The following is a 19,275-nucleotide window of genomic DNA, read 5'->3' as shown; positions in this document are numbered from 1 at the left end:
TTCCCGGCGTGCTACAAACTGGTTAAGCAATGATCTAGCTGCTTGATAACGAAGGGAAAAATATGACGAAGTCGGAGCTGATCGAACGTATTGTCACCCATCAGGGGCAGCTCTCGCCCAAGGACGTAGAGCTGGCCATCAAGACCATGCTTGAACAGATGTCGCAATGCCTGGCTACCGGCGATCGCATCGAGATCCGCGGTTTTGGCAGCTTCTCGCTGCACTATCGTGCCCCTCGCGTTGGGCGCAACCCGAAGACCGGCCAGTCGGTCAGCCTCGACGGCAAGTTCGTGCCGCACTTCAAGCCCGGCAAAGAGCTGCGTGACCGGGTCAATGAAGAAGACGAGGCCGAAGCCTGATCAACCTAGGAGCAATCTGATGCGTAACCTCAAGCGCGCCCTGGCGGCGGTATTCGTGCTGCTGTTGGCGGCTGTGGTGCTGTTCTTCGTGCTGGAGAACCAGCAGGCTGTATCGTTGGTCCTGTTCGGCTGGGCTGCGCCAGAAGTGCCGGTTGCCGTGCTGGTACTGGCAGCACTGGTCGTTGGCCTGGCCGTCGGGCCATTGCTGGGTGCCTACGGCGTGCAGCGCAGCAAGCGCAAGATCAGGGCGTCTGCCCGGCAGGCAGCTCTCAGCGGCAACTAAGGAAATTTCCTACACCTGCTTAGGAAAGCCTCACCTATGCATGCACTGGCCGTCATGGAGTAATAGCCCACTTCATTTTCGGCCCAGGCGAGTGTGTGCAGCATGGAATTTCCCAGCCTTTCCCATCACGGCGGTACCCGCGGCGTCACCGGGTCTTGCCACCAGTTGCACCTCGGTCCGTCTACCAGTCTGCTGGTCGACTGTGGTCTGGAGCAGGGTGCCGAGGCAGCGCCAGGCGCAGAAACCGCCTCGCTCGGCTTCGATGTCCAGGGCATCGAAGCCCTGATCATCACCCATGTTCACCTTGATCACGTTGGCCGCATACCTGCGCTGCTGGCTGCCGGCTTTCGCGGACCCATCCTGTGTAGCGAACCCTCGGCCCGGCTGCTGCCGCTGGTGCTGGAGGATGCCTACAAGCTGAGCATCAGCAGCGAACCTGCGCAGGTGGCGCGGTATATCGACTTCATTCGTGAGCTTATCGTGCCGCTGCCGTTCGAGCAGTGGCACACGGTGGTCGATCGCCCTGGGCTGGGTTGCCGCATTCGCCTGCAGCGAGCCGGGCATCTGCTGGGTTCCGCTTATGTCGAGTGCGACATGCAACATGGGCAGGCCAATACACGCTATGTGTTCTCTGGCGACCTGGGGGCGTGTGGCAACCCGTTACTGCGCCCTGTGCAGCCCCCGGAGCGGGCTGACGGGCTGGTACTGGAAAGCACCTATGGCGACCGCCTGCATGCGCATGCCGGCGACCGCAGGCAACGTCTGGAAGACGCCATCGATCGCGCCCTGGCTGACAAGGGCACCATTCTGATCCCGGCTTTCAGCCTGGGCCGCACCCAAGAATTGCTGTACGAGCTTGAAGACATACTTCATCGCAAGGCTTTGCTGGGCATCGCTGGCCCCGGCCCCCATGGCGATCCGGTCGACTGGTCGCAGTTGCCCATCATCCTCGACTCACCCCTGGCTCAGCGCATCACCAGCGTGTACCGCGACTTGCACGAATACTGGAATGAAGAGGCCAAGGCACGCCTTGCTGAGGGGCGTGACCCGCTCGGGTTCAGCCAACTGATCAGTGTCGACACCCATGCTCGCCACCAGCAAGTGGTCAACTACCTCAAGAGCACTGGCCGGCCGGCCATCGTGATTGCAGGTAATGGCATGTGCTCGGGTGGGCGCATTGTCAATTATCTCAAGGCGATGCTGGGGGATGCGCGACATGAGGTGATGTTTGTGGGGTATCAGGCCAAAGGGACGCCAGGGGCGGTGATACAGGCCAGTGAGGGGGCGGAAGGGTTTGTGCAGATTGATTTGGATGGGGGGATGTATGAGATCAAGGCAAAAGTCATGACGCTGTCGGGGTACTCGGGGCATGCGGATCAGGAGGGCTTGATGCAGTTCGCCCTTGGTGGCCAGGTCCCGTCAGGCAAGGTGCTGTTGGTGCATGGTGACAAAGGCGCGAAAGCAGCTTTGCAAAAAGCCCTGATGCAACGCGCTGAGCACGCGGGTGTAGCCCTGGAGGTCTCTATACCCTGAACCCTTGGTCTGACAATGGTGTGTTGGCTGACGCAATTCGGGAACTAATCCCCACGGCGTTCATCTACTGCCACTAACCCTGGCGCTGGATGTGTAAGATGTTGGCATAATGCCGCTACACTCAAGAGGACGTGCGCCTGGTCGGGCTTCGTGCAGTCGCTCGTGATGTTTTGGTATGCCAGAAACCGTGTACATAGTCAGACCCAAGGAAAAACACAAGAAATGCGCAATGACCTAGAGCGCCACAGTAGCGTTAGTGAAGAAGTTGACCTGTTGGAGTTTCTGGAAGGCGTGTGGCGGCAAAAGCTACTCATCTTTCTGGTAGCGCTTGTCGTCTCCGCGGTTGCACTGGCTTATGCGCTGTTGGCCAAGCCGGTTTACGAGGCGAAAGTATTTCTGGCGGCGCCTGCGACCAGTGATATTGCCGATCTCAACTATGGGCGCACTAATCAGACCGGGTTGGAGCCTTTCACTTCGCGTAGGGTTTTTGATATCTTCATCGAGCATTTGAACGGTGAAACCCTCCGTCGTCAGTTCTTTAACGAAGTTTATCTGCCTTCCGTAGGGGCTGGGCAAGGGGCGCAAGGCGCATTGTATGTCGCGTTCAATGGCTCCTTCGATGTCGTGCAACTGGCAGGTGAACCGCCGCGCGCCTATGTCGCCTTCCGTAGGCGTGATCCTGCTGTGGCGTCACAGTGGGCTGCTGCGTATGTCGAGAAGGCCAGCGCAGCTGCCAAGGCCGAGCTGTTGCACGATGCCATCAGAGAGGCAGAGGTGCGCGCCAGTGGGCTGCAGCTTGAGCTCGACAACCTGCGTGAAAACGGCCAGCGGCTGCGTGAAGACAAGGTTACCCGCTTGCAAGAAGCGCTGCGGATAGCAACTGCCATTGGCTTGGAAAACCCGCCGTTAATCAATGGTGAAGTCTCCAAGGCGCTGTCGTCAAAAATGGATGGCGAGCTGACTTATATGCGCGGCAGCAAGGCGCTGACCGCGGAGATCGCTAATTTGCAGCAACGTAAAAGTGAAGACCCGTTCATCTCCGAGCTCAGGGAAGTACAAACAAAACAGCAGTTTTACCAAGGTTTGGTTACGGCGAAGCGCAATGTAAGTGTGTATCAGCTTGATGGCACGATAGAGCAACCGGATGTACCGATTAAACCAAAGCGTAACTTGATCATCGCCCTGGGTGTAATTGTTGGCCTGGGCCTGGGCTGCCTGATCGCCACACTGAGATATGCTGTGCAGAATTTGCAAAGGCGCCGAGCCTGAAGCGGGAAGCGAACAGCAGCGCGTACACCACATTTAGCGCGAGACATTTGCCGTGCAAACGGTGAAACTGCAGTAACAAAGGGGCTGGTCCGACTGGCCCCGACACAAATTCAGCAAAAGGTTTACCGATGAAGCTTGTTCAAACGAACATTCCCGATGTAGTCATAGTCGAGCCCGCCGTGTACGAGGATGATCGCGGGTGGTTCACGGAAACCTTCAACGAGACTCGCTTTCACGGCGAATTGCTCAAGCTGGGGTTGAGCAAGCCCCGCGCCTTCGTCCAGGACAATCACTCGATGTCCCATCGTGGTGTTTTGCGCGGGCTGCATTTCCAGCGCTCGCCGCACGCACAGGGCAAGTTGGTGAGGGTGGTGCGTGGCGCGGTCTATGACGTGGCAGTCGATATCCGCCCAGGCTCCCCGACGTTCGGGCAGTGGGTGGGTGTGGAGCTGACTGAGCATAACAACCGCATGCTCTGGATTCCTGAAGGCTTCGCGCATGGTTTCGTAGCTCTCGAGGATGAAACACACTTCTTGTACAAAACCACGGATGTGTATAACAAAGCCGCTGAAGGCAGCATTCACTGGGATGATCCCGACCTTGCGATTGACTGGCCCATGCGCGACGGCCTTATCGTCAGTGAGAAAGACAACCTTGCCCCGTCGTTCAGGCACCATGTGAATGCAGGCGGAGAGGGAGCCTTGGCTCAGACCGAGCTGTTTAAGGTGTTGGGCGATCACCGGGGGCAGTTGGTGGCGCTGCAGGGGATGGATAACGTGCCGTTTGAAATCAAGCGCGTCTACTACCTCACCGAGACGCTGCCTGAGGTTTCTCGTGGGTTCCACGCTCACAAGCAACTCAATCAGTTGGCTATTAGTGTGTCCGGGCGTTGTCGGATGGTTATGGATGACGGTACGAACCGTACTGATGTCTGGTTGGATGGTTACAACAAGGGCATCCTAATCCCGCCCATGGTCTGGCACGAAATGCATGACTTCAGCCCAGATTGTGTCCTGATGGTGCTGGCTGATGCGCATTATGACGAGGCCGACTACATTCGCGACTACACCTCGTTCAGCGAACTCAAGCGCAACGGCTAGAGTAATTGGCCGGAAAGTCAAAAAGCTGCAGGCGGGCATCAAGGTCACACACTTCTCGCATTGAGCAGTGTTGTAGGGATTTCAGCAAAATTTCAGGGTGATAAAGCGCAATGGTTAAGTTTCTCGATCTGCAGGGTGTGAATGCGCAGTATCGTCAGGCATTGATTGATGCCTGCACCGAGGTCATAGACTCGGGCTGGTACATCATGGGCGAAAAGCTCAAGCAGTTCGAAGCCCAGTTCGCCAACTACTGTGGGGTCACGCACTGCATTGGTGTAGCCAACGGCCTGGACGCACTGACCTTGACCTTGCGTGCCTGGAAGCTGCTTGGCCGAATCGCCGATGGCGACGAGGTGCTGGTTCCGGCCAACACCTATATCGCCACTATTCTCGCGATTACCGAGAACAAACTGGTGCCCGTGCTGGTGGAGCCCGATGAAGAGAGTTTCAACCTGGGGGTGCATAACCTGGCTCAAGCGCTGACTCCGCGCACCCGCGTGATCATGCCTGTGCACTTGTACGGCCGACTTGCCGACATGCCTGCAATCAACGCATTTGCCGACCAAAATGGCCTGCTGGTGCTGGAAGACTCCGCCCAGTCACACGGCGCTCAACTGGACGGTCTCCGTGCCGGTGCCTGGGGTGATGCATCAGGCTTCAGTTTCTACCCGGGAAAGAACCTGGGGGCGCTGGGTGACGCTGGAGCCGTAACAACCAATGACGACGCCTTGGCCGACACGCTGAGGTCGCTGCGCAACTACGGCTCGCACGTCAAGTACATGAACCTTTACCAGGGGGTCAACAGCCGTCTGGACGAATTGCAGGCTGCGCTGCTGAGTGTGAAGTTGCCATACCTGGACGAAGAAACGCGCTTGCGCCAACAGGTCGCCCAGCGGTATTTGGCAGGCATTCAGAATCCAGCCATAAAATTACCTGACCCTGGCGTCCCTGGTCAGCATGCCTGGCACCTGTTTGTAGTGCGAACTGAATATCGAGAGCAGTTGCAGCAGCACTTGGCAAAAGAGGGAGTACAAACGCTGGTCCACTATCCCGTGCCCCCACACAGGCAGCAGGCCTATCCACAGCTAGCCCACCTTGTGCTGCCGCTGACCGAGCGCCTTCATGAGCAAGTGCTCAGCTTGCCAATGGACCCGACGCTGCGTCAGGGTGATATCGACCAAGTCATTAATGCCATAAACGAGTTCGACCCTGAGCAGGTGAAGTGAATCATGACGATGATTCGCACTACGTTGCTCAATGCCATTGCCGTCGTTGTGAAAATGTTGACGTTGCTTGGCTTGAATAAATTTTTAGCCATATACGTAGGGCCTTCGGGTTACGCTGCAATTGGTCAACTGCAAAATGCAGTGCAAATAATAACCACCGTATCGAGTGGTGCCATAAATTCCGGAGTTGTAAAATATACTGCAGAGTACAAAGGCGATCACCTTCGGGAGGTTGTTTTGTGGCAGACCGCCACTAAATTAACAGGCTTCGCAAGCTTGATTTTGGCCATTGCCATGGCTCTGTTCCACAAGCAGCTTTCCCAGTTGTTTTTCGGTAGTGATGAATTCGCTACTGTGTTTCTCTGGTTTGCTGTAGGGGTGGTTTTTTTCTCGTTCAATGCGCTGTTTTTAGCCATTTTGAATGGAAAAAAAGAAATCATTGCCTACGTGATTGCGAATATCGCTGGCAGCTTGCTGTCTCTGGGTGTCACGCTGCTATTGACGCGTGAATTTGGTTTGTACGGCGCGTTGACGGCTTTGGTGACCTACCAGTCTGTCAGTTTTGTTGTAACTGCTGTTTTGGTCACGAGGCGCGCCTGGTTCCGTTGGGGCGCTTTCATTGGGCGAATTGACAAGCGAGTCGCTTTAAATTTGGGGCGCTTTGCGCTCATGGCGGTGACGTCTGCGATATGTATCCCCATGGTGCAGATCCTGATTCGCTACCACCTGATTGAAAGCTTTGGTAATGAGGCGGCGGGGTATTGGGAAGCTATGACCCGGTTGAGTGGCGCTTACTTACTGATGATCACAACCACACTGGGTGTTTATTATCTACCGCGCCTCTCGGAGCTTGAAAATGGCCCCGAGCTGAAACGCGAAATACTTGACGGTCTGAAGATAATTGTTCCGATAACACTCTTTGGCTGTGGGTGTGTTTTCGTGTTGCGAGATTTTGTGATCGGCCTGTTGTTCAGTCGCGATTTCGCACCTATGGAGGTTTTATTTGCGGGGCAACTGATCGGTGATGTCCTGAAAATAGTCAGCTGGATTGTGGCGTATGTAATGCTCAGCAAGGCGATGCTGAAGCTCTTCGTCTTTACGGAAATTGCCTCGTGCGCTGCACTGTATCTGCTTACCCTGGTGTTGACTGATTATTTCGGGCTGCAAGGCGCTTCATGGGCTTATGCACTGAGCTACCTTCTCTATGCTCTGGCAATGTACCTGCTCGTATATCGCCGATTGGTGGCCCCACCTACACAGGTTCTGAGGAAAGAAGTGCAATGAAGCAGTTCCTCTCAGAATTAGCCCGCGCAGTAGATGCCCAGCCTTCGCTCCCGCAAGCGTTGGAGCTTGCCCGGCACTACGGCAGTCTGTGCTGGTCGATGGGAAGCGTTGTGTATGACAGTTTCGAGTTGGAGCGAAAGCTCGCAGGACGCTTCGCTGAAGAGTACAGATTTGCCCCGGCTACCGTGCCCCCGATGAAGGACACACTCCATGTAGCGAGTGAGCTGTACCTGACCGGGGGGCACACACGGCTGATGGAAAAGCTGGCCGGGATGCACGAGTGCCCGCCTGACTTGATGATTACCCGGCCTACACCGACGGACGTAATCCACAAGGTTGCGGAGCATTTTGCCTGTTTGCACGATGTTTCGGACCAGCCGTCAGACATTGAGCGAATCTGCCACATGATCAAACTGATGGTGGACTATAAGCGTGTTGTGCTTAGTATTCATCCTGATGACATAGCGGCTGTTGTAGCATGCTTGCTGGCCAAGACTGTTTCGGATGTGACAATTTACTTAGTGAATCATGCGGATCATACATTCAGTTTTGGTTCGGCTGCTGCCGATTTCTACTTCGAGTTAAGCAGTTACGGCCGGCGCGTTGATGGGCTGAAGACGATATCGGGGCGCAAGAGCTTTCTCGGTATACCGGTTAATGGAAGGCCGGTGAATGTCCGGCAATTGCCCTCGACGGCCGCGAATCAAAATGAACTTGTATTTTTTTCGGCGGGGTCGGATGTCAAGTTCAAGCCTAGAGAGGGCGTAGATATTCGCCCTCTTATCACCGCGTTATTACAAAGGCACCCATCGGCGACATTTGTGGTTGTGGGGCCAAATGTATGGCGCGATACTTGGTGGTGGCGAATGAAGCTATGCTTTGGCGCCCGTTTGAAGCTGCTAAAAATCATGCCTTATGAGGATTATTTAGCGCTGATTCGCGACGCGAGTTTTTTTGTCGATAGCCATCCAATGCCAGGCGGAACTGCGTTCGCTGAGCAACTGCTAGCAGGTCGGCGGTGTATTGGCTTAGTGTCACCATATCAAGGCTATTCTCCCGCCGAAAAAATGAAGTCTGCCGATGTTGATACCGTATGTGATCGTGTTATAAATTACCACCTGCCACCAGGCATTGTGGCTGAAGTTCTAGAAGTCAATGGGTATGAAGCTGTAAAAGAGCGCTATCTTGGCTGTATTTACGGGGGGCACTCGTATCCGAATTTGCTCGATTCTTTATGCGCCTGGACAGGCGATGTGCAGTTTTTTAGCCATGATGCTGGAAGAGGGAATGTCGATGTATCAGCTCTTGCATTTTCAGGTGTTTTGAGACTTGAGCCTGTCTTGGCACTAAAAGTGTTCGCAAAGTTACGGCCTGTAAAAAAAATGAAGCTTTTGATCAAGCTGGCATTGGTAAGCGCCAAGCGTCTCGCTTCAGGCATCAAGGGATGAGGAGGTAATCATGCGTACCTATGGACTGCCGAGCGCGATGATATTCATTTATTGTTTGGCCAGTGTTTTACTGCCGGTGTTTATTATCAATAAGCTCCTTTACGTGCCCTTGATTTTGTGTTCGCTGTGGGTTGCGTTTACGAAACCGGTGCGCACATTGGCGCCGCCGTTAGTTTTCTTAGTGTTTCTGTATGGTTTTTTACTGTCGCTGCTAACCAATAGCGATTTTGCTCTGGCCAAGCAAATGCTGCTCGGCAGCTCAACGCTTTTCTTCGTCTATCTGATAGCCGACCAAGGCATCAACATGACCTCGATTCTGCGCAGGGTGGGGATTATATTTGCCGCATTGATGAGCTTCATGTCGTTGATGATCTTGTGGCTGCCCAGTGCGCCGATCAGTGTAGCCTTATTGAACTTCTATTCTGTACACGAGTTGGGTTTCTATGGTGTTCGCCAATTTGGCGGGTTGCAAATGTTCATGCTGCATCACCGTTCTTCACCTTTCTTGCTGGTGCCACTATCTCTATTTTTTGCGTCGTTCATGGCCGGCAGGCGGCGCGACATAGTATGGGTGGCGTTGATTGCCTTGTGCATTTTCTTTACTGCCTCGCGGGCACTCATGTTGACCGCGGCCGTTGCAATGTTTGCTCTATTTCTGTACAAGGCAAAGTGGCAGGCGCGTCTGGCAACTCTGCTCTTGGTTGTGCCGGCTCTAGTGGGTGGAGTGATGCACTTGTGGTTGTCAACCACTATGTTCAGCGCCAGTGAAACCTCGAACAGCATAAAGCTGGGGCATCTTTTGTCGTTTTATCAAACGCTTGATGTCCCCACGCTGCTGTTTGGGAATGGCAGTGGTAACTATTTTTTTACTGAAGGGTATGATCGCTGGGTGTCTCAAACCGAAATCACTTGGATGGACGCCATCCGTTTTTTTGGTTTGCCGCTTTCTCTGCTGCTGGCGACAGCGATTTTATTTCCAACTGGCACCCTTTCATTAAAGACATGGGACAAAATTTCTGCTAGAACGATTATTTTTGTTTATCTGCTCATGTCTTTCAGTAATCCGGTGCTGTTCAATTCGTTCGGGTTCATTGTGGTCGTGTGGTATTGGAGCGTTCTGCTGCAGTACGATAGCAAACACGTAGAAGTATTTAATCGAAAAAAAGGATTGGTCAATGCATAGGGTAGGTGCGGTCGTCGTTAGCTATCATCCCGAGATGCCGGTTCTCAATGCGTTGTTGCAGTCACTGCTGTGTCAGGTCCAGTTTCTGGTTCTCGTGGATAATGGGGGTGGTGAGCGCTTCCTTGAAGAGGACGCTGCGGCTCGACAGCAAGTGCACTACTTGAGCCTCGGCGAAAACATGGGTCTTGGTACTGCCTTGAATCATGCATTTGATCTGGCAGTCGAGGCGGGCCTTGATTACTTTGTTACATTCGACCAAGACAGCCATGCCGATGATAGTCTTATAAGTAAGCTTGCTGAATGCATGGGGGCGGCATTACGCCGAGATCCGAACTGCGTTGCGGTCGGGCCGCACTTTTTCGATCGGCGAGAAGGTAACAAGGTGTCCTTCCCATTTTATACCTCTGAAAGCGGCAGCATAACGCCTGCGTTCGCCACTGAATCCCCTGATGGCTTGCTCAAGGTTGATACGCTTATCACCTCAGGAATGATGGTTTCAGTACCTGCCTGGCAAGCGAAGGGACGTTATGATGAGGGAATGTTTGTCGACTACACCGATACCGAGTGGTGCTTTCGCGTGCGCAGCCGGGGGGGAAGTCTGTATGGCTGCCTGAATGTCGAAATGGGCCATGCATTATCAGATGCCCCGCCAATCAAGATTTTGGGCTTGAGCTTCTTTGAGTATTCGCCTATTCGCCGTTACTTTTACTTCAGAAATACTGTCGCAGTCATCAGGATGGCGCACACCCCAACGCTTTGGAAGCGGCGCCTCGCCAAAGGTTTGCTGTTGCGCTTTTTCGTGAATCTTATGATCGACAAACACCGAGTACGCTCATTGCGCATGATGCTGCGTGGGGTAGCGCATGGTCTGAGGTGTAAGCTGGGTGGCCTGCATTGAAAAGTCCAGAAAAGAAAGGCCAGTGTGGCGTTGCAGCGCCGAGTGAGGGCCTCTTGAAAACCCCAAAAGTTCTGGTCTTGCTGGCTGCGTATAACGGCCGGCAGTGGATTGAAGAGCAGGTACAGTCGATTCTGGCCCAGCAGGCAGTGCACGTTCACATCGTGGTCAGTGTCGACATTTCTACTGACGGCACTGAAGCACTGGTGTCTGAATGGGCTGAAAAAGAGTCCCGCCTATCGTGTCTGCCGCATGGCAGACGCTTTGGAGGCGCAGCAGCCAATTTTTTCCGTTTGCTGATGGAAACCGACCTTGAAGCCTACAATTACATAGCTTTCGCTGATCAGGATGATGTGTGGCTTCCCGATAAGCTGTCTAGGGCGCATGAAGTTCTCCAGCACGGTACCTACGCGGCTTATTCCTCGGATGTGGTGGCTTTTTGGCCAGATGGACATGAAGCTGTGATACAGAAGTCTCAGCCACAAGTTGAGTTCGACTACTTCTTTGAAGCGGCCGGGCCAGGTTGCACCTATGTCCTTGATACAAGTTTGGCATCTGCGATGAAAGCCACATTGTTACTGCATCAGGACAAGGTCGCAAAAGTGTCGTTGCACGATTGGTTCAGTTACGCCTTTGCGCGCGCCAATGGGTATGCCTGGTTCATTGATACGCAAACGCATATGCGCTACCGGCAGCACGCCAGCAATCAGGTGGGGGTCAATTCCGGGTTTACCGCTTATCGTAAACGCGTCAGCAAGGTACTGGGTGGTTGGTGGTTGAGCCAAGCGGTGTTAATTGCCGAGCTAATTGGCAAAGAAGACGACCCCTTTGTCGTTGCTTGGCGTGACGGTAAACGTATGGGGCTGCTGGGCTTGGCGTTTAAATACCAACGGTGTAGAAGGCGCACACGTGACAAGTATGCCTTTTTTATGTTGTGTTTAATCTTGGCTGTGACGGGAGTTGGCAGATGAGGGAAACTTTGCTGGTGACCGGTGCCAACGGTTTTGTAGGTTCGGCCCTAATGCTGCGTTTGGCAGCACAGCCCCAATATGAAACAGTGGGGATTGTGCGCTCTGCCCCTAAAAGGGCTGTAGGCGGTGTCGCATATGAGGTGGTTGATAACCCCTTTACCCATTCCCCCAGTTCAGTGTTGCAACGTACTAATACCATAATCCACCTGGCCTCACGCGTGCACGTGATGCAGGAAACCGCCGTCGACCCCCTGGCCGAGTTCCGCCGGGTAAACGTGGACGGCACCCTGAGCCTGGCCCGGGCCGCCGCCCAGGCTGGCGTACGGCGCTTCATTTTTGTAAGTTCGGTGAAGGTCAACGGCGAAACCACCGATGGCCGCCAGCCGTTTACCGCAGACGAGCCGCCCGCGCCATCCGACCCGTATGGTATTTCCAAGCGCGAAGCCGAAGACGGCCTGCGCCAACTGGCGGCTGAAACCAGGCTGGAAGTGGTGATCGTGCGCCCGGTGCTGGTGTATGGCCCCGGCGTGAAAGCCAATTTCCGCAGCATGATGGACTGGCTGAGTAAAGGCGTGCCGCTGCCATTTGGCGCTATTCACAACCAACGCAGCCTGGTGGCGCTGGACAACCTGGTGGACCTGCTGCTGACCTGCATCGACCACCCGGCAGCCGCCAACCAGACCTTCATGGCCAGCGATGGCCACGACCTGTCCACCACCCAGCTTTTGCAAGGGCTAGGCAAGGCGCTGGGCAAACCGGCCAGGTTGCTGCCGGTGCCCGCGGCCTGGCTGAAAGGCGTGGCCACGCTGGCCGGCAAAGGCGGCCTTGCACAGCGCCTGTGCGGCTCCCTGCAGGTAGACATTGGCAAGAACCGTGAACTGCTGGGCTGGCAGCCGCCGCTGGGTGTTGACCAGGCGCTACGGAACACGGCAACCCATTTCTTGAAAGAGCAAGACAAATGACGGCATGGTGGCTTATCCCCCTGGTCGCGGTGGCATCCCTGCTGCTGACCGCAGCGCTGCGGCGCTACGCCCTGAACAAGCAGATCATCGACGTGCCCAATGCACGCAGCTCGCACACCGTGCCCACCCCACGCGGTGGCGGCGTGGCCATCGTGCTGAGCTTCCTGGCTTGCCTGCCGTTGCTGGGCATGGCCGCTGCCGTGCCGCTGGAGGCACTGGTGGCCATTGGTGGGGCTGGCGCGTTGATTGCCGTGATCGGCTTCATGGACGACCACGGCCACATCGCGGCCCGCTGGCGCCTGCTCGGCCACTTCGCCGCGGCGGCCTGGCTACTGTACTGGCTGGGTGGCCTGGCGCCATTGCAGGTGTTCGGCTTTACCCTCGACCTGGGTTGGGTAGGCTTCATCCTGGCGGCGTTCTACAGCGTATGGATGCTCAACCTGTATAACTTCATGGACGGCATCGATGGCATCGCCAGTATCGAGGCGGTGACTGCCTGCCTGGGCATGGTGCTGCTGTCGGCCCTGGCCGGTGCGCCGCAGTTGATGGCGCTGCCGCTGTTACTGGCGGCGGCCACGCTGGGCTTTCTGTTCTGGAACTTCCCGCCGGCGAAGATCTTCATGGGCGATGCCGGCAGCGGCTTTCTTGGCATCGTGCTGGCGGGCCTGTCGTTGCAGGCTGCCTGGGCTTCGCCGCAGCTATTCTGGTGCTGGCTGATTCTGCTGGGCGTGTTTGTGGTGGATGCCACCTTCACCCTGATCCGTCGCCTGGTACGCGGTGACAAGGTGTACGAAGCACACCGCAGCCACGCCTACCAGTTTGCCTCGCGCCATTACGGCAAGCACTTGCCGGTAACGCTGGCAGTGGCTGCGATCAACCTGTTCTGGCTACTGCCGGTAGCCCTGTGCGTGCTGTTGCTCGACCTGGACGGCGTGTGGGGCGTGATCATTGCCTACCTGCCATTGGCATATCTGGCCGTGCGCTGGCGCGCCGGTGAGCTTGAACACTAGCTAAAGTGATAGGAACAAGGCTGTAGACATGTCACTTTGTAACGCTTTTAGGGGTTCTATGGATAAGCTGCGCTCAAGACTGCTGGGACTGCCTCGACGCCACAAACGGCTGATTCAGGTAGCGACTGATGTGATACTGGTCTGGTTCGCGCTGTGGTTGGCGTTTGTCGTGCGCTTGGGTATCGATGACCTGGCCAACCCGTTCCTCGACCACACCTGGCTGTTCGTCACTGCGCCGATCATCTCGATTCCGCTTTTCATCCGCTTTGGTCTGTACCGGGCGGTGATGCGCTATTTCGGCAACGACGCACTGATCGCCATCATCAAGGCCGTAACCCTGTCGGCGTTGATCCTCGGTTTCATCATCTACTGGGCCAGCAACCACCAGAACGTGGTACCACGCTCAATCACCTTCAACTACTGGTGGCTGAGCCTGATCATGGTCGGCGGCCTGCGCCTTGCCATGCGCCAGTACTTCCTCGGCGACTGGTTTGCCACCGCCGTGCAGCATGTGCCCTTCGCCAACCGCAACGATGGCCTGCCACGGGTTGCCATCTATGGTGCAGGCTCGGCCGGTAACCAGCTGGTTGCCGCGTTGCGCATGGGCAAGGCCATGCGCCCGGTAGCATTCATCGACGACGATCGCAGCATTACTGACCGGGTCATCGCCGGCCTGCAGGTGTACAAGCCAGAGCAGCTGCAACGCATGATCGACGACACCGGCGCAGAAGAAATCCTGCTGGCGCTGCCCTCGGTCAGCCGTAGCCGCCGCCGCGAAATCCTCAACCTGCTCGAAGGCTACCCACTGCACGTACGCAGTGTGCCCGGTTTCATGGACCTGGCCAGTGGCCGGGTGAAAGTGGACGATATCCAGGAAGTGGACATCGCCGACCTGCTGGGCCGCGACGCGGTACCGGCGCAAGGCGACCTGCTGCAGCACTGCATCATCGACCAGACCGTGATGGTGACCGGTGCCGGCGGCTCGATCGGCTCCGAACTGTGCCGGCAGATACTCGGGCAAACACCGCGCACCCTCCTGTTGTTCGAACACAGCGAATTCAACCTGTACACCATTGCCGGCGAGCTGGAGCAGCGCATTGTGCGCGAAGGCCTGGCCGTGCAGCTGATCCCCATCCTCGGCTCGGTGCGCGACCAGGCCAAGATGCTGGACGTGATGCGCGCCTGGCAGGTGGATACCGTGTACCACGCCGCCGCCTACAAGCACGTGCCCATTGTCGAGCACAACATTGCCGAGGGCCTGTCTAACAACGTGTTCGGCACCCTGTACACCGCGCAGGCGGCGCTGCAGGCTGGCGTGGCTAACTTCGTGCTGATTTCCACCGACAAGGCCGTGCGCCCCACCAATGTGATGGGCAGCACCAAGCGCTTGGCCGAAATGGTACTGCAGGCCCTGAGTAAAGAGCTGGCGCCTGTTCTGATGGGCGACACCGGCAATGTGTCGCAGGTGAACAAAACCCGTTTCACCATGGTGCGTTTCGGCAACGTGTTGGGCTCGTCGGGCTCGGTCATTCCGCTGTTCCACAAGCAAATCAAGCACGGCGGGCCGCTGACCGTTACCCACCCGAAAATCACCCGCTACTTCATGACCATCCCCGAGGCCGCGCAGTTGGTAATCCAGGCTGGCTCCATGGGGCAGGGCGGTGACGTGTTCGTGCTGGACATGGGCGAACCGGTGAAGATCGTGGAACTGGCAGAGAAGATGATTCACCTGTCTGGTTTCAGCATCCGCTCCGAGCGCAACCCGCTGGGCGATATCGCCATCAACTTCACCGGCCTGCGCCCAGGCGAGAAGCTTTATGAAGAACTGCTGATCGGCGACAACGTGATTGCCACGCGCCACCCCATGATCATGAGTGCCAATGAAGACTTCCTGCCCTGGGACGTGCTGAAACAGCGCCTGGACGCGTTGCGTGCGGCGACCGCGGCGGATGACTTTGCCACCGTGCGCCAGTTGTTGCGCGACACCGTGAGCGGTTACGTGCCCGGCGGCGAAATTGTCGATTGGCTGTACCAGCGCCGGCGCCTGGAGCCCTGAGCGCTGTACCTACAAACAGAACAGGCGTTGCCGGCAAGCGAGCGCCAACATGAACTTCAGACGATGTGAAGTTCGATTGCAGGAATTGGGAAGAACTGAACGATGACTATTCTGGTAACTGGTGGTGCGGGATTCATTGGCGCGAACTTCGTGCTGGACTGGCTGGCCGGTAGCGATGAGCCCGTGGTCAACCTCGACAAACTCACCTACGCAGGCAACCTGCAGACCCTGAGCAGCCTTCAGGGCGACAAACGGCACATCTTTGTACACGGCGATATTGGTGACTCCGAACTGGTAGCGCGCCTGCTCAAAGAGCACCAGCCGCGCGCCATCGTCAACTTTGCCGCCGAGTCCCACGTCGACCGCTCGATCCACGGCCCGGAAGACTTCATCGAAACCAACATCGTCGGCACCTTCCGCCTGCTGGAAGCCGTACGCGCCCATTGGGGTGGCCTGGATGAACAGGCCCGCCAGGCGTTCCGCTTCCTGCACGTGTCCACCGACGAAGTGTACGGCTCGCTGGCAGCCGACGAACCGGCCTTCACCGAAACCCACCAGTACCAGCCCAACAGCCCGTACTCCGCCAGCAAGGCCGCCAGCGACCACCTGGTGCGTTCGTACCACCACACCTACGGCCTGCCGGTACTGACCACCAATTGCTCGAATAACTACGGCCCTTACCACTTCCCGGAAAAGCTCATTCCGCTGATGATCGTCAACGCCCTGGCTGGCAAGCCATTGCCGGTGTACGGCGACGGCCAGCAGATTCGCGACTGGCTGTACGTGAAAGACCACTGCAGCGCCATCCGCCGCGTGCTGGAAGCCGGCGCCCTCGGCGAGGTATACAACGTTGGCGGCTGGAACGAAAAGCCCAACCTGGAAATCGTCAACCGCGTTTGCGCGCTGCTGGACGAGCTGCGCCCGCGCGACGACGGCAAGCCCTACGCCGAGCAGATCACCTACGTGACCGACCGCCCCGGCCATGACCGCCGCTACGCCATCGACGCCCGCAAGCTGGAGCGTGAACTGGGCTGGAAGCCGGCCGAAACCTTCGAAACCGGCATTCGCAAGACCGTGGCCTGGTACCTCGACAACCAGGAATGGGTACAGAACGTGCAGTCCGGCAGCTACCGCGACTGGGTAGAGAAAAACTACGCAGGGCGTTCGGCATGAAGATTCTGCTACTGGGCAAGGACGGCCAGGTAGGCTGGGAGCTGCAACGCAGCCTGGCCCCGCTGGGCCAGGTGCTGGCGCTAAACTCCCGCAGCCAGGCCCACTGCGGCGACCTGGCCAACCTGCCAGGCCTGGCCGCAACCGTGCGCGCCTACGCCCCTGATGTGATCGTCAACGCTGCGGCCTACACCGCCGTCGACAAGGCCGAGAGCGAGCGCGAGCAAGCCTTCAAGGTAAACGCCGAAGCCGTCGGCGTGCTGGCCCGCGCCGCCGCCGAGTGCGGCGCGCTGCTGGTGCATTACTCCACCGATTACGTGTTCCCGGGGCAGGGCACCCAGGCCTGGCGCGAAGACGACAGCGTCGGCCCGCTGAACACCTACGGGGCAAGCAAGCTGGCTGGCGAGCAAGCCATCCAGGCGGCTGGCTGCCAGCACCTGATCTTCCGCACATGCTGGGTGTATGCCGCACGCGGCAACAACTTTGCCAAGACCATGCTGCGCCTGGCAGCCGAGCGCGACAGCCTGGGCGTGATCGACGACCAGTTTGGCGCCCCGACCGGCGCCGAACTGATCGCCGACATTACTGCCCACGCAATCACCGCCACCCGCCGCAACCCGGCCCTGGTCGGCCTTTACCACTTGGCGGCCGGTGGCGAAACCACCTGGTGCGGCTATGCCCGCTACGTGCTGGAGCAGGCGGCGACACAAGGTGTAGCGCTGAAAGCCCAAGCCGAACAGGTCAACCCCCTTACGACCGACGCTTACCCGACCCCAGCCAAACGGCCGGCCAATTCGCGTCTTGATACCAACAAACTGCAGAAGGCCTTTGCCCTGACCCTGCCAGACTGGCGCCAGGGAGTGGCCCGCATGCTCAAGGAAATACACGAGAAATGACCACCATGAAGCGTAAAGGCATCATTCTGGCGGGCGGGTCGGGTACCCGCCTGCACCCGGCGACCCTGGCGATTTCCAAGCAGCTGCTGCCGGTGTACGACAAACCGATGATCTATTACCCGCTGACCACGCTGATGCTGGCGGGCATCCAGGACATCCTGATCATCTCCACCCCGCAAGACACCCCACGCTTCGAGCAACTGCTGGGCGATGGTCACCAGTGGGGCATCAACATTACCTACGCGGTGCAAGCTTCCCCGGACGGGCTGGCACAGGCTTTCATCATTGGCGAGTCGTTCCTGGCAGGCCATCCAAGTGCGTTGGTGCTAGGTGACAATATTTATTACGGCCACAACTTCCATGAGTTACTGGCCAGCGCAATGGTACGACCGGATGGCGCCAGTGTATTTGCCTACCACGTGCATGATCCTGAGCGTTACGGTGTTGTCGAGTTCGATGCTAACGGCACCGCCGTGAGCCTGGAAGAAAAGCCCAAGGTGCCGAAGTCGAACTACGCCGTTACCGGCTTGTATTTTTACGACAACCAGGTTGTCGACATTGCCAAAGCCATCAAGCCTTCGGCACGTGGTGAGCTAGAAATTACTGACGTCAACCGTACCTACCTCGCGCAAGGCAACCTGTCGGTTGAAATCATGGGGCGTGGTTACGCCTGGCTGGACACGGGTACCCACGAGTCGCTGTTGGAAGCGAGCCAGTTCATCGCAACCATCGAGCACCGGCAGGGCTTGAAGGTGGCTTGTCCTGAAGAGCTCGCCTACCGCATGAAGTGGATTGGTGCAGAGCAGCTGGAGGCGCTGGCCAAACCACTTACCAAAAATGCCTACGGCCAGTACCTGATGGGTTTGCTCAAGTAGCACTCCGGTAGCGGTGGCAATTAACTTGCGCCGCTATCCCCTTCTGAACCTTGGCTTTTGCTGATGAATTCTGCTGGTGGAGTGGTTAAGCCAGCAACGTAATCAATACCGATGGCGGTGAGTGTAATGAAGCTAACGAGCAAGACTATTTGCCTGCGGTTGATCGAGGAGCAGGATGCCGCGTTTGTCGTCCAGTTGCGTACGGATGGAAAGTACAACAAATACCTCTCTGCCGTTGGTGATGACGTAGAGGCGCAGCGTCAGTGGATCAGGCGTTATAAGGATGATGAGAAGGCTGGTGACCAGTATTACTTCATCATCGAAAAGCTGGACGGCACACCGTGCGGTACGGTGCGGGTTTACGACCTGCGCCCCACGTCGTTCTCGTGGGGTAGCTGGATACTGAATGAAGACAAGACCCAATACGCCGCTATCGAGAGCGCCCTGCTGGTGTATGAGTTCGGTTTCGGTCAGTTGGGGTTTGGCCAAGCGCACTTTGAAGTGATGAAAGGCAATGACAAGGTAGTTTCCTTTCACAAAAAGATGGGAGCCGTGGAGGTAGGCGAGGATGATGCCCACACGTATTTTGAAATCAGCAGGGGAGCTGTAGAGCAAGCCAAGGAGCGACTGGCCAGGATTATTGGCTAACGCGGAGCAGGTCAACCCTGTGCTGGTTATGCCTGTCCGATCCTGACCAAGCGGGCGGCAATTTGCGCTTGGATATAGAGTTCACAAAGCCTTTGGCCTGTGGCTCA

18 protein-coding genes and 1 pseudogene are annotated in these 19,275 nt (G+C 56.9%); all 19 read left to right on the top strand.

Annotation, left to right across the window (positions count from 1 at the left end; genetic code table 11):
* Window positions 1-62: 62 nt before the first annotated feature.
* The 19 genes and pseudogenes from ihfB (at window position 63) to ACIQUI_RS23060 (ending at window position 19,168) form a co-directional block, all read left to right on the top strand.
* The gene (ihfB, locus tag ACIQUI_RS23150) at window positions 63-359 is read left to right on the top strand and encodes an integration host factor subunit beta (protein ID WP_403203005.1); all 297 of its coding nucleotides are present in this window, start codon (window positions 63-65) and stop codon (window positions 357-359) included.
* Window positions 360-378: 19 nt separating this feature from the next.
* Entirely contained in the window at window positions 379-642 is a 264-nt protein-coding gene (locus tag ACIQUI_RS23145) for a lipopolysaccharide assembly protein LapA domain-containing protein (RefSeq protein ID WP_403203003.1), read from the top strand.
* A gap of 102 nt (window positions 643-744) precedes the next feature.
* On the top strand, window positions 745-2,175 hold the full coding sequence (locus tag ACIQUI_RS23140; RefSeq protein ID WP_403203001.1) for an MBL fold metallo-hydrolase RNA specificity domain-containing protein: 1,431 nt from the start codon (window positions 745-747) through the stop codon (window positions 2,173-2,175).
* A gap of 222 nt (window positions 2,176-2,397) precedes the next feature.
* Window positions 2,398-3,444 (top strand): LPS O-antigen chain length determinant protein WzzB, encoded by a 1,047-nt coding sequence (locus ACIQUI_RS23135; RefSeq protein WP_403202999.1) that lies wholly within the window; start codon window positions 2,398-2,400, stop codon window positions 3,442-3,444.
* A gap of 128 nt (window positions 3,445-3,572) precedes the next feature.
* Window positions 3,573-4,103 (top strand): annotated as a pseudogene (gene rfbC / locus ACIQUI_RS23130) (dTDP-4-dehydrorhamnose 3,5-epimerase); the annotation flags it as partial.
* An 18-nt stretch (window positions 4,104-4,121) separates the two neighbouring features.
* On the top strand, window positions 4,122-4,544 hold the full coding sequence (locus ACIQUI_RS23125; RefSeq protein ID WP_403203041.1) for a sugar 3,4-ketoisomerase: 423 nt from the start codon (window positions 4,122-4,124) through the stop codon (window positions 4,542-4,544).
* Window positions 4,545-4,654: 110 nt separating this feature from the next.
* Window positions 4,655-5,770 (top strand): DegT/DnrJ/EryC1/StrS family aminotransferase, encoded by a 1,116-nt coding sequence (locus ACIQUI_RS23120; RefSeq protein WP_403202997.1) that lies wholly within the window; start codon window positions 4,655-4,657, stop codon window positions 5,768-5,770.
* A gap of 3 nt (window positions 5,771-5,773) precedes the next feature.
* Window positions 5,774-7,054, top strand: a complete 1,281-nt coding sequence (locus ACIQUI_RS23115; protein ID WP_403202995.1) for an O-antigen translocase — start codon at window positions 5,774-5,776, stop codon at window positions 7,052-7,054.
* Window positions 7,051-8,502, top strand: coding sequence for a hypothetical protein (locus tag ACIQUI_RS23110; protein WP_403202993.1), 1,452 nt, complete (start codon window positions 7,051-7,053; stop codon window positions 8,500-8,502). Before ACIQUI_RS23115 ends, ACIQUI_RS23110 begins: the two co-directional genes overlap by 4 nt.
* A 10-nt stretch (window positions 8,503-8,512) precedes the next feature.
* The gene (locus ACIQUI_RS23105) at window positions 8,513-9,685 is read left to right on the top strand and encodes a hypothetical protein (protein ID WP_403202991.1); all 1,173 of its coding nucleotides are present in this window, start codon (window positions 8,513-8,515) and stop codon (window positions 9,683-9,685) included.
* Window positions 9,678-10,583, top strand: coding sequence for a glycosyltransferase family 2 protein (locus tag ACIQUI_RS23100; protein ID WP_403202990.1), 906 nt, complete (start codon window positions 9,678-9,680; stop codon window positions 10,581-10,583). Before ACIQUI_RS23105 ends, ACIQUI_RS23100 begins: the two co-directional genes overlap by 8 nt.
* A gap of 53 nt (window positions 10,584-10,636) precedes the next feature.
* Entirely contained in the window at window positions 10,637-11,551 is a 915-nt protein-coding gene (locus ACIQUI_RS23095) for a glycosyltransferase (RefSeq protein WP_403202988.1), read from the top strand.
* Window positions 11,548-12,513, top strand: a complete 966-nt coding sequence (locus tag ACIQUI_RS23090; protein ID WP_403202986.1) for a UDP-glucose 4-epimerase family protein — start codon at window positions 11,548-11,550, stop codon at window positions 12,511-12,513. The genes ACIQUI_RS23095 and ACIQUI_RS23090 overlap by 4 nt, the downstream gene beginning before the upstream one ends.
* Window positions 12,510-13,523, top strand: coding sequence for a glycosyltransferase family 4 protein (locus tag ACIQUI_RS23085; protein WP_403202984.1), 1,014 nt, complete (start codon window positions 12,510-12,512; stop codon window positions 13,521-13,523). Before ACIQUI_RS23090 ends, ACIQUI_RS23085 begins: the two co-directional genes overlap by 4 nt.
* A 58-nt stretch (window positions 13,524-13,581) precedes the next feature.
* Window positions 13,582-15,579: a polysaccharide biosynthesis protein gene (locus tag ACIQUI_RS23080; protein ID WP_403202982.1), complete on the top strand. Its 1,998-nt coding sequence runs from the start codon at window positions 13,582-13,584 to the stop codon at window positions 15,577-15,579.
* A gap of 102 nt (window positions 15,580-15,681) precedes the next feature.
* Window positions 15,682-16,752, top strand: coding sequence for a dTDP-glucose 4,6-dehydratase (gene rfbB / locus ACIQUI_RS23075; protein ID WP_403202980.1), 1,071 nt, complete (start codon window positions 15,682-15,684; stop codon window positions 16,750-16,752).
* Window positions 16,749-17,645, top strand: coding sequence for a dTDP-4-dehydrorhamnose reductase (rfbD, locus tag ACIQUI_RS23070; RefSeq protein WP_403202978.1), 897 nt, complete (start codon window positions 16,749-16,751; stop codon window positions 17,643-17,645). Before rfbB ends, rfbD begins: the two co-directional genes overlap by 4 nt.
* A 5-nt stretch (window positions 17,646-17,650) precedes the next feature.
* Window positions 17,651-18,520: a glucose-1-phosphate thymidylyltransferase RfbA gene (gene rfbA, locus ACIQUI_RS23065; protein ID WP_403203039.1), complete on the top strand. Its 870-nt coding sequence runs from the start codon at window positions 17,651-17,653 to the stop codon at window positions 18,518-18,520.
* Window positions 18,521-18,646: 126 nt separating this feature from the next.
* Window positions 18,647-19,168, top strand: a complete 522-nt coding sequence (locus ACIQUI_RS23060; protein ID WP_403202976.1) for a GNAT family N-acetyltransferase — start codon at window positions 18,647-18,649, stop codon at window positions 19,166-19,168.
* Window positions 19,169-19,275: the final 107 nt, after the last annotated feature.

The sequence above is a fragment of the Pseudomonas sp. NPDC090592 genome, from assembly GCF_044769185.1.
In the GTDB taxonomy this organism is placed as follows: Bacteria; Pseudomonadota; Gammaproteobacteria; order Pseudomonadales; family Pseudomonadaceae; genus Aquipseudomonas.
This window is presented reverse-complemented; position numbering and strand designations above follow the sequence as displayed.

What these genes read in the sequence shown, in the direction of transcription:
- ACIQUI_RS23110 (WP_403202993.1), top strand. Translation starts at nt 7,051, where the DNA reads ATGAAGCAGTTCCTCTCAGAATTAGCCCGCGCAGTAGATGCCCAGCCT.
- ACIQUI_RS23145 (WP_403203003.1), top strand. Translation starts at nt 379, where the DNA reads ATGCGTAACCTCAAGCGCGCCCTGGCGGCGGTATTCGTGCTGCTGTTG.
- ACIQUI_RS23115 (WP_403202995.1), top strand. Translation starts at nt 5,774, where the DNA reads ATGACGATGATTCGCACTACGTTGCTCAATGCCATTGCCGTCGTTGTG.
- ACIQUI_RS23135 (WP_403202999.1), top strand. Translation starts at nt 2,398, where the DNA reads ATGCGCAATGACCTAGAGCGCCACAGTAGCGTTAGTGAAGAAGTTGAC.
- ACIQUI_RS23105 (WP_403202991.1), top strand. Translation starts at nt 8,513, where the DNA reads ATGCGTACCTATGGACTGCCGAGCGCGATGATATTCATTTATTGTTTG.
- ACIQUI_RS23120 (WP_403202997.1), top strand. Translation starts at nt 4,655, where the DNA reads ATGGTTAAGTTTCTCGATCTGCAGGGTGTGAATGCGCAGTATCGTCAG.
- rfbA (WP_403203039.1), top strand. Translation starts at nt 17,651, where the DNA reads ATGAAGCGTAAAGGCATCATTCTGGCGGGCGGGTCGGGTACCCGCCTG.
- ACIQUI_RS23100 (WP_403202990.1), top strand. Translation starts at nt 9,678, where the DNA reads ATGCATAGGGTAGGTGCGGTCGTCGTTAGCTATCATCCCGAGATGCCG.
- rfbB (WP_403202980.1), top strand. Translation starts at nt 15,682, where the DNA reads ATGACTATTCTGGTAACTGGTGGTGCGGGATTCATTGGCGCGAACTTC.
- ACIQUI_RS23085 (WP_403202984.1), top strand. Translation starts at nt 12,510, where the DNA reads ATGACGGCATGGTGGCTTATCCCCCTGGTCGCGGTGGCATCCCTGCTG.
- ACIQUI_RS23140 (WP_403203001.1), top strand. Translation starts at nt 745, where the DNA reads ATGGAATTTCCCAGCCTTTCCCATCACGGCGGTACCCGCGGCGTCACC.
- ihfB (WP_403203005.1), top strand. Translation starts at nt 63, where the DNA reads ATGACGAAGTCGGAGCTGATCGAACGTATTGTCACCCATCAGGGGCAG.
- ACIQUI_RS23080 (WP_403202982.1), top strand. Translation starts at nt 13,582, where the DNA reads ATGGATAAGCTGCGCTCAAGACTGCTGGGACTGCCTCGACGCCACAAA.
- ACIQUI_RS23090 (WP_403202986.1), top strand. Translation starts at nt 11,548, where the DNA reads ATGAGGGAAACTTTGCTGGTGACCGGTGCCAACGGTTTTGTAGGTTCG.
- ACIQUI_RS23060 (WP_403202976.1), top strand. Translation starts at nt 18,647, where the DNA reads ATGAAGCTAACGAGCAAGACTATTTGCCTGCGGTTGATCGAGGAGCAG.
- rfbD (WP_403202978.1), top strand. Translation starts at nt 16,749, where the DNA reads ATGAAGATTCTGCTACTGGGCAAGGACGGCCAGGTAGGCTGGGAGCTG.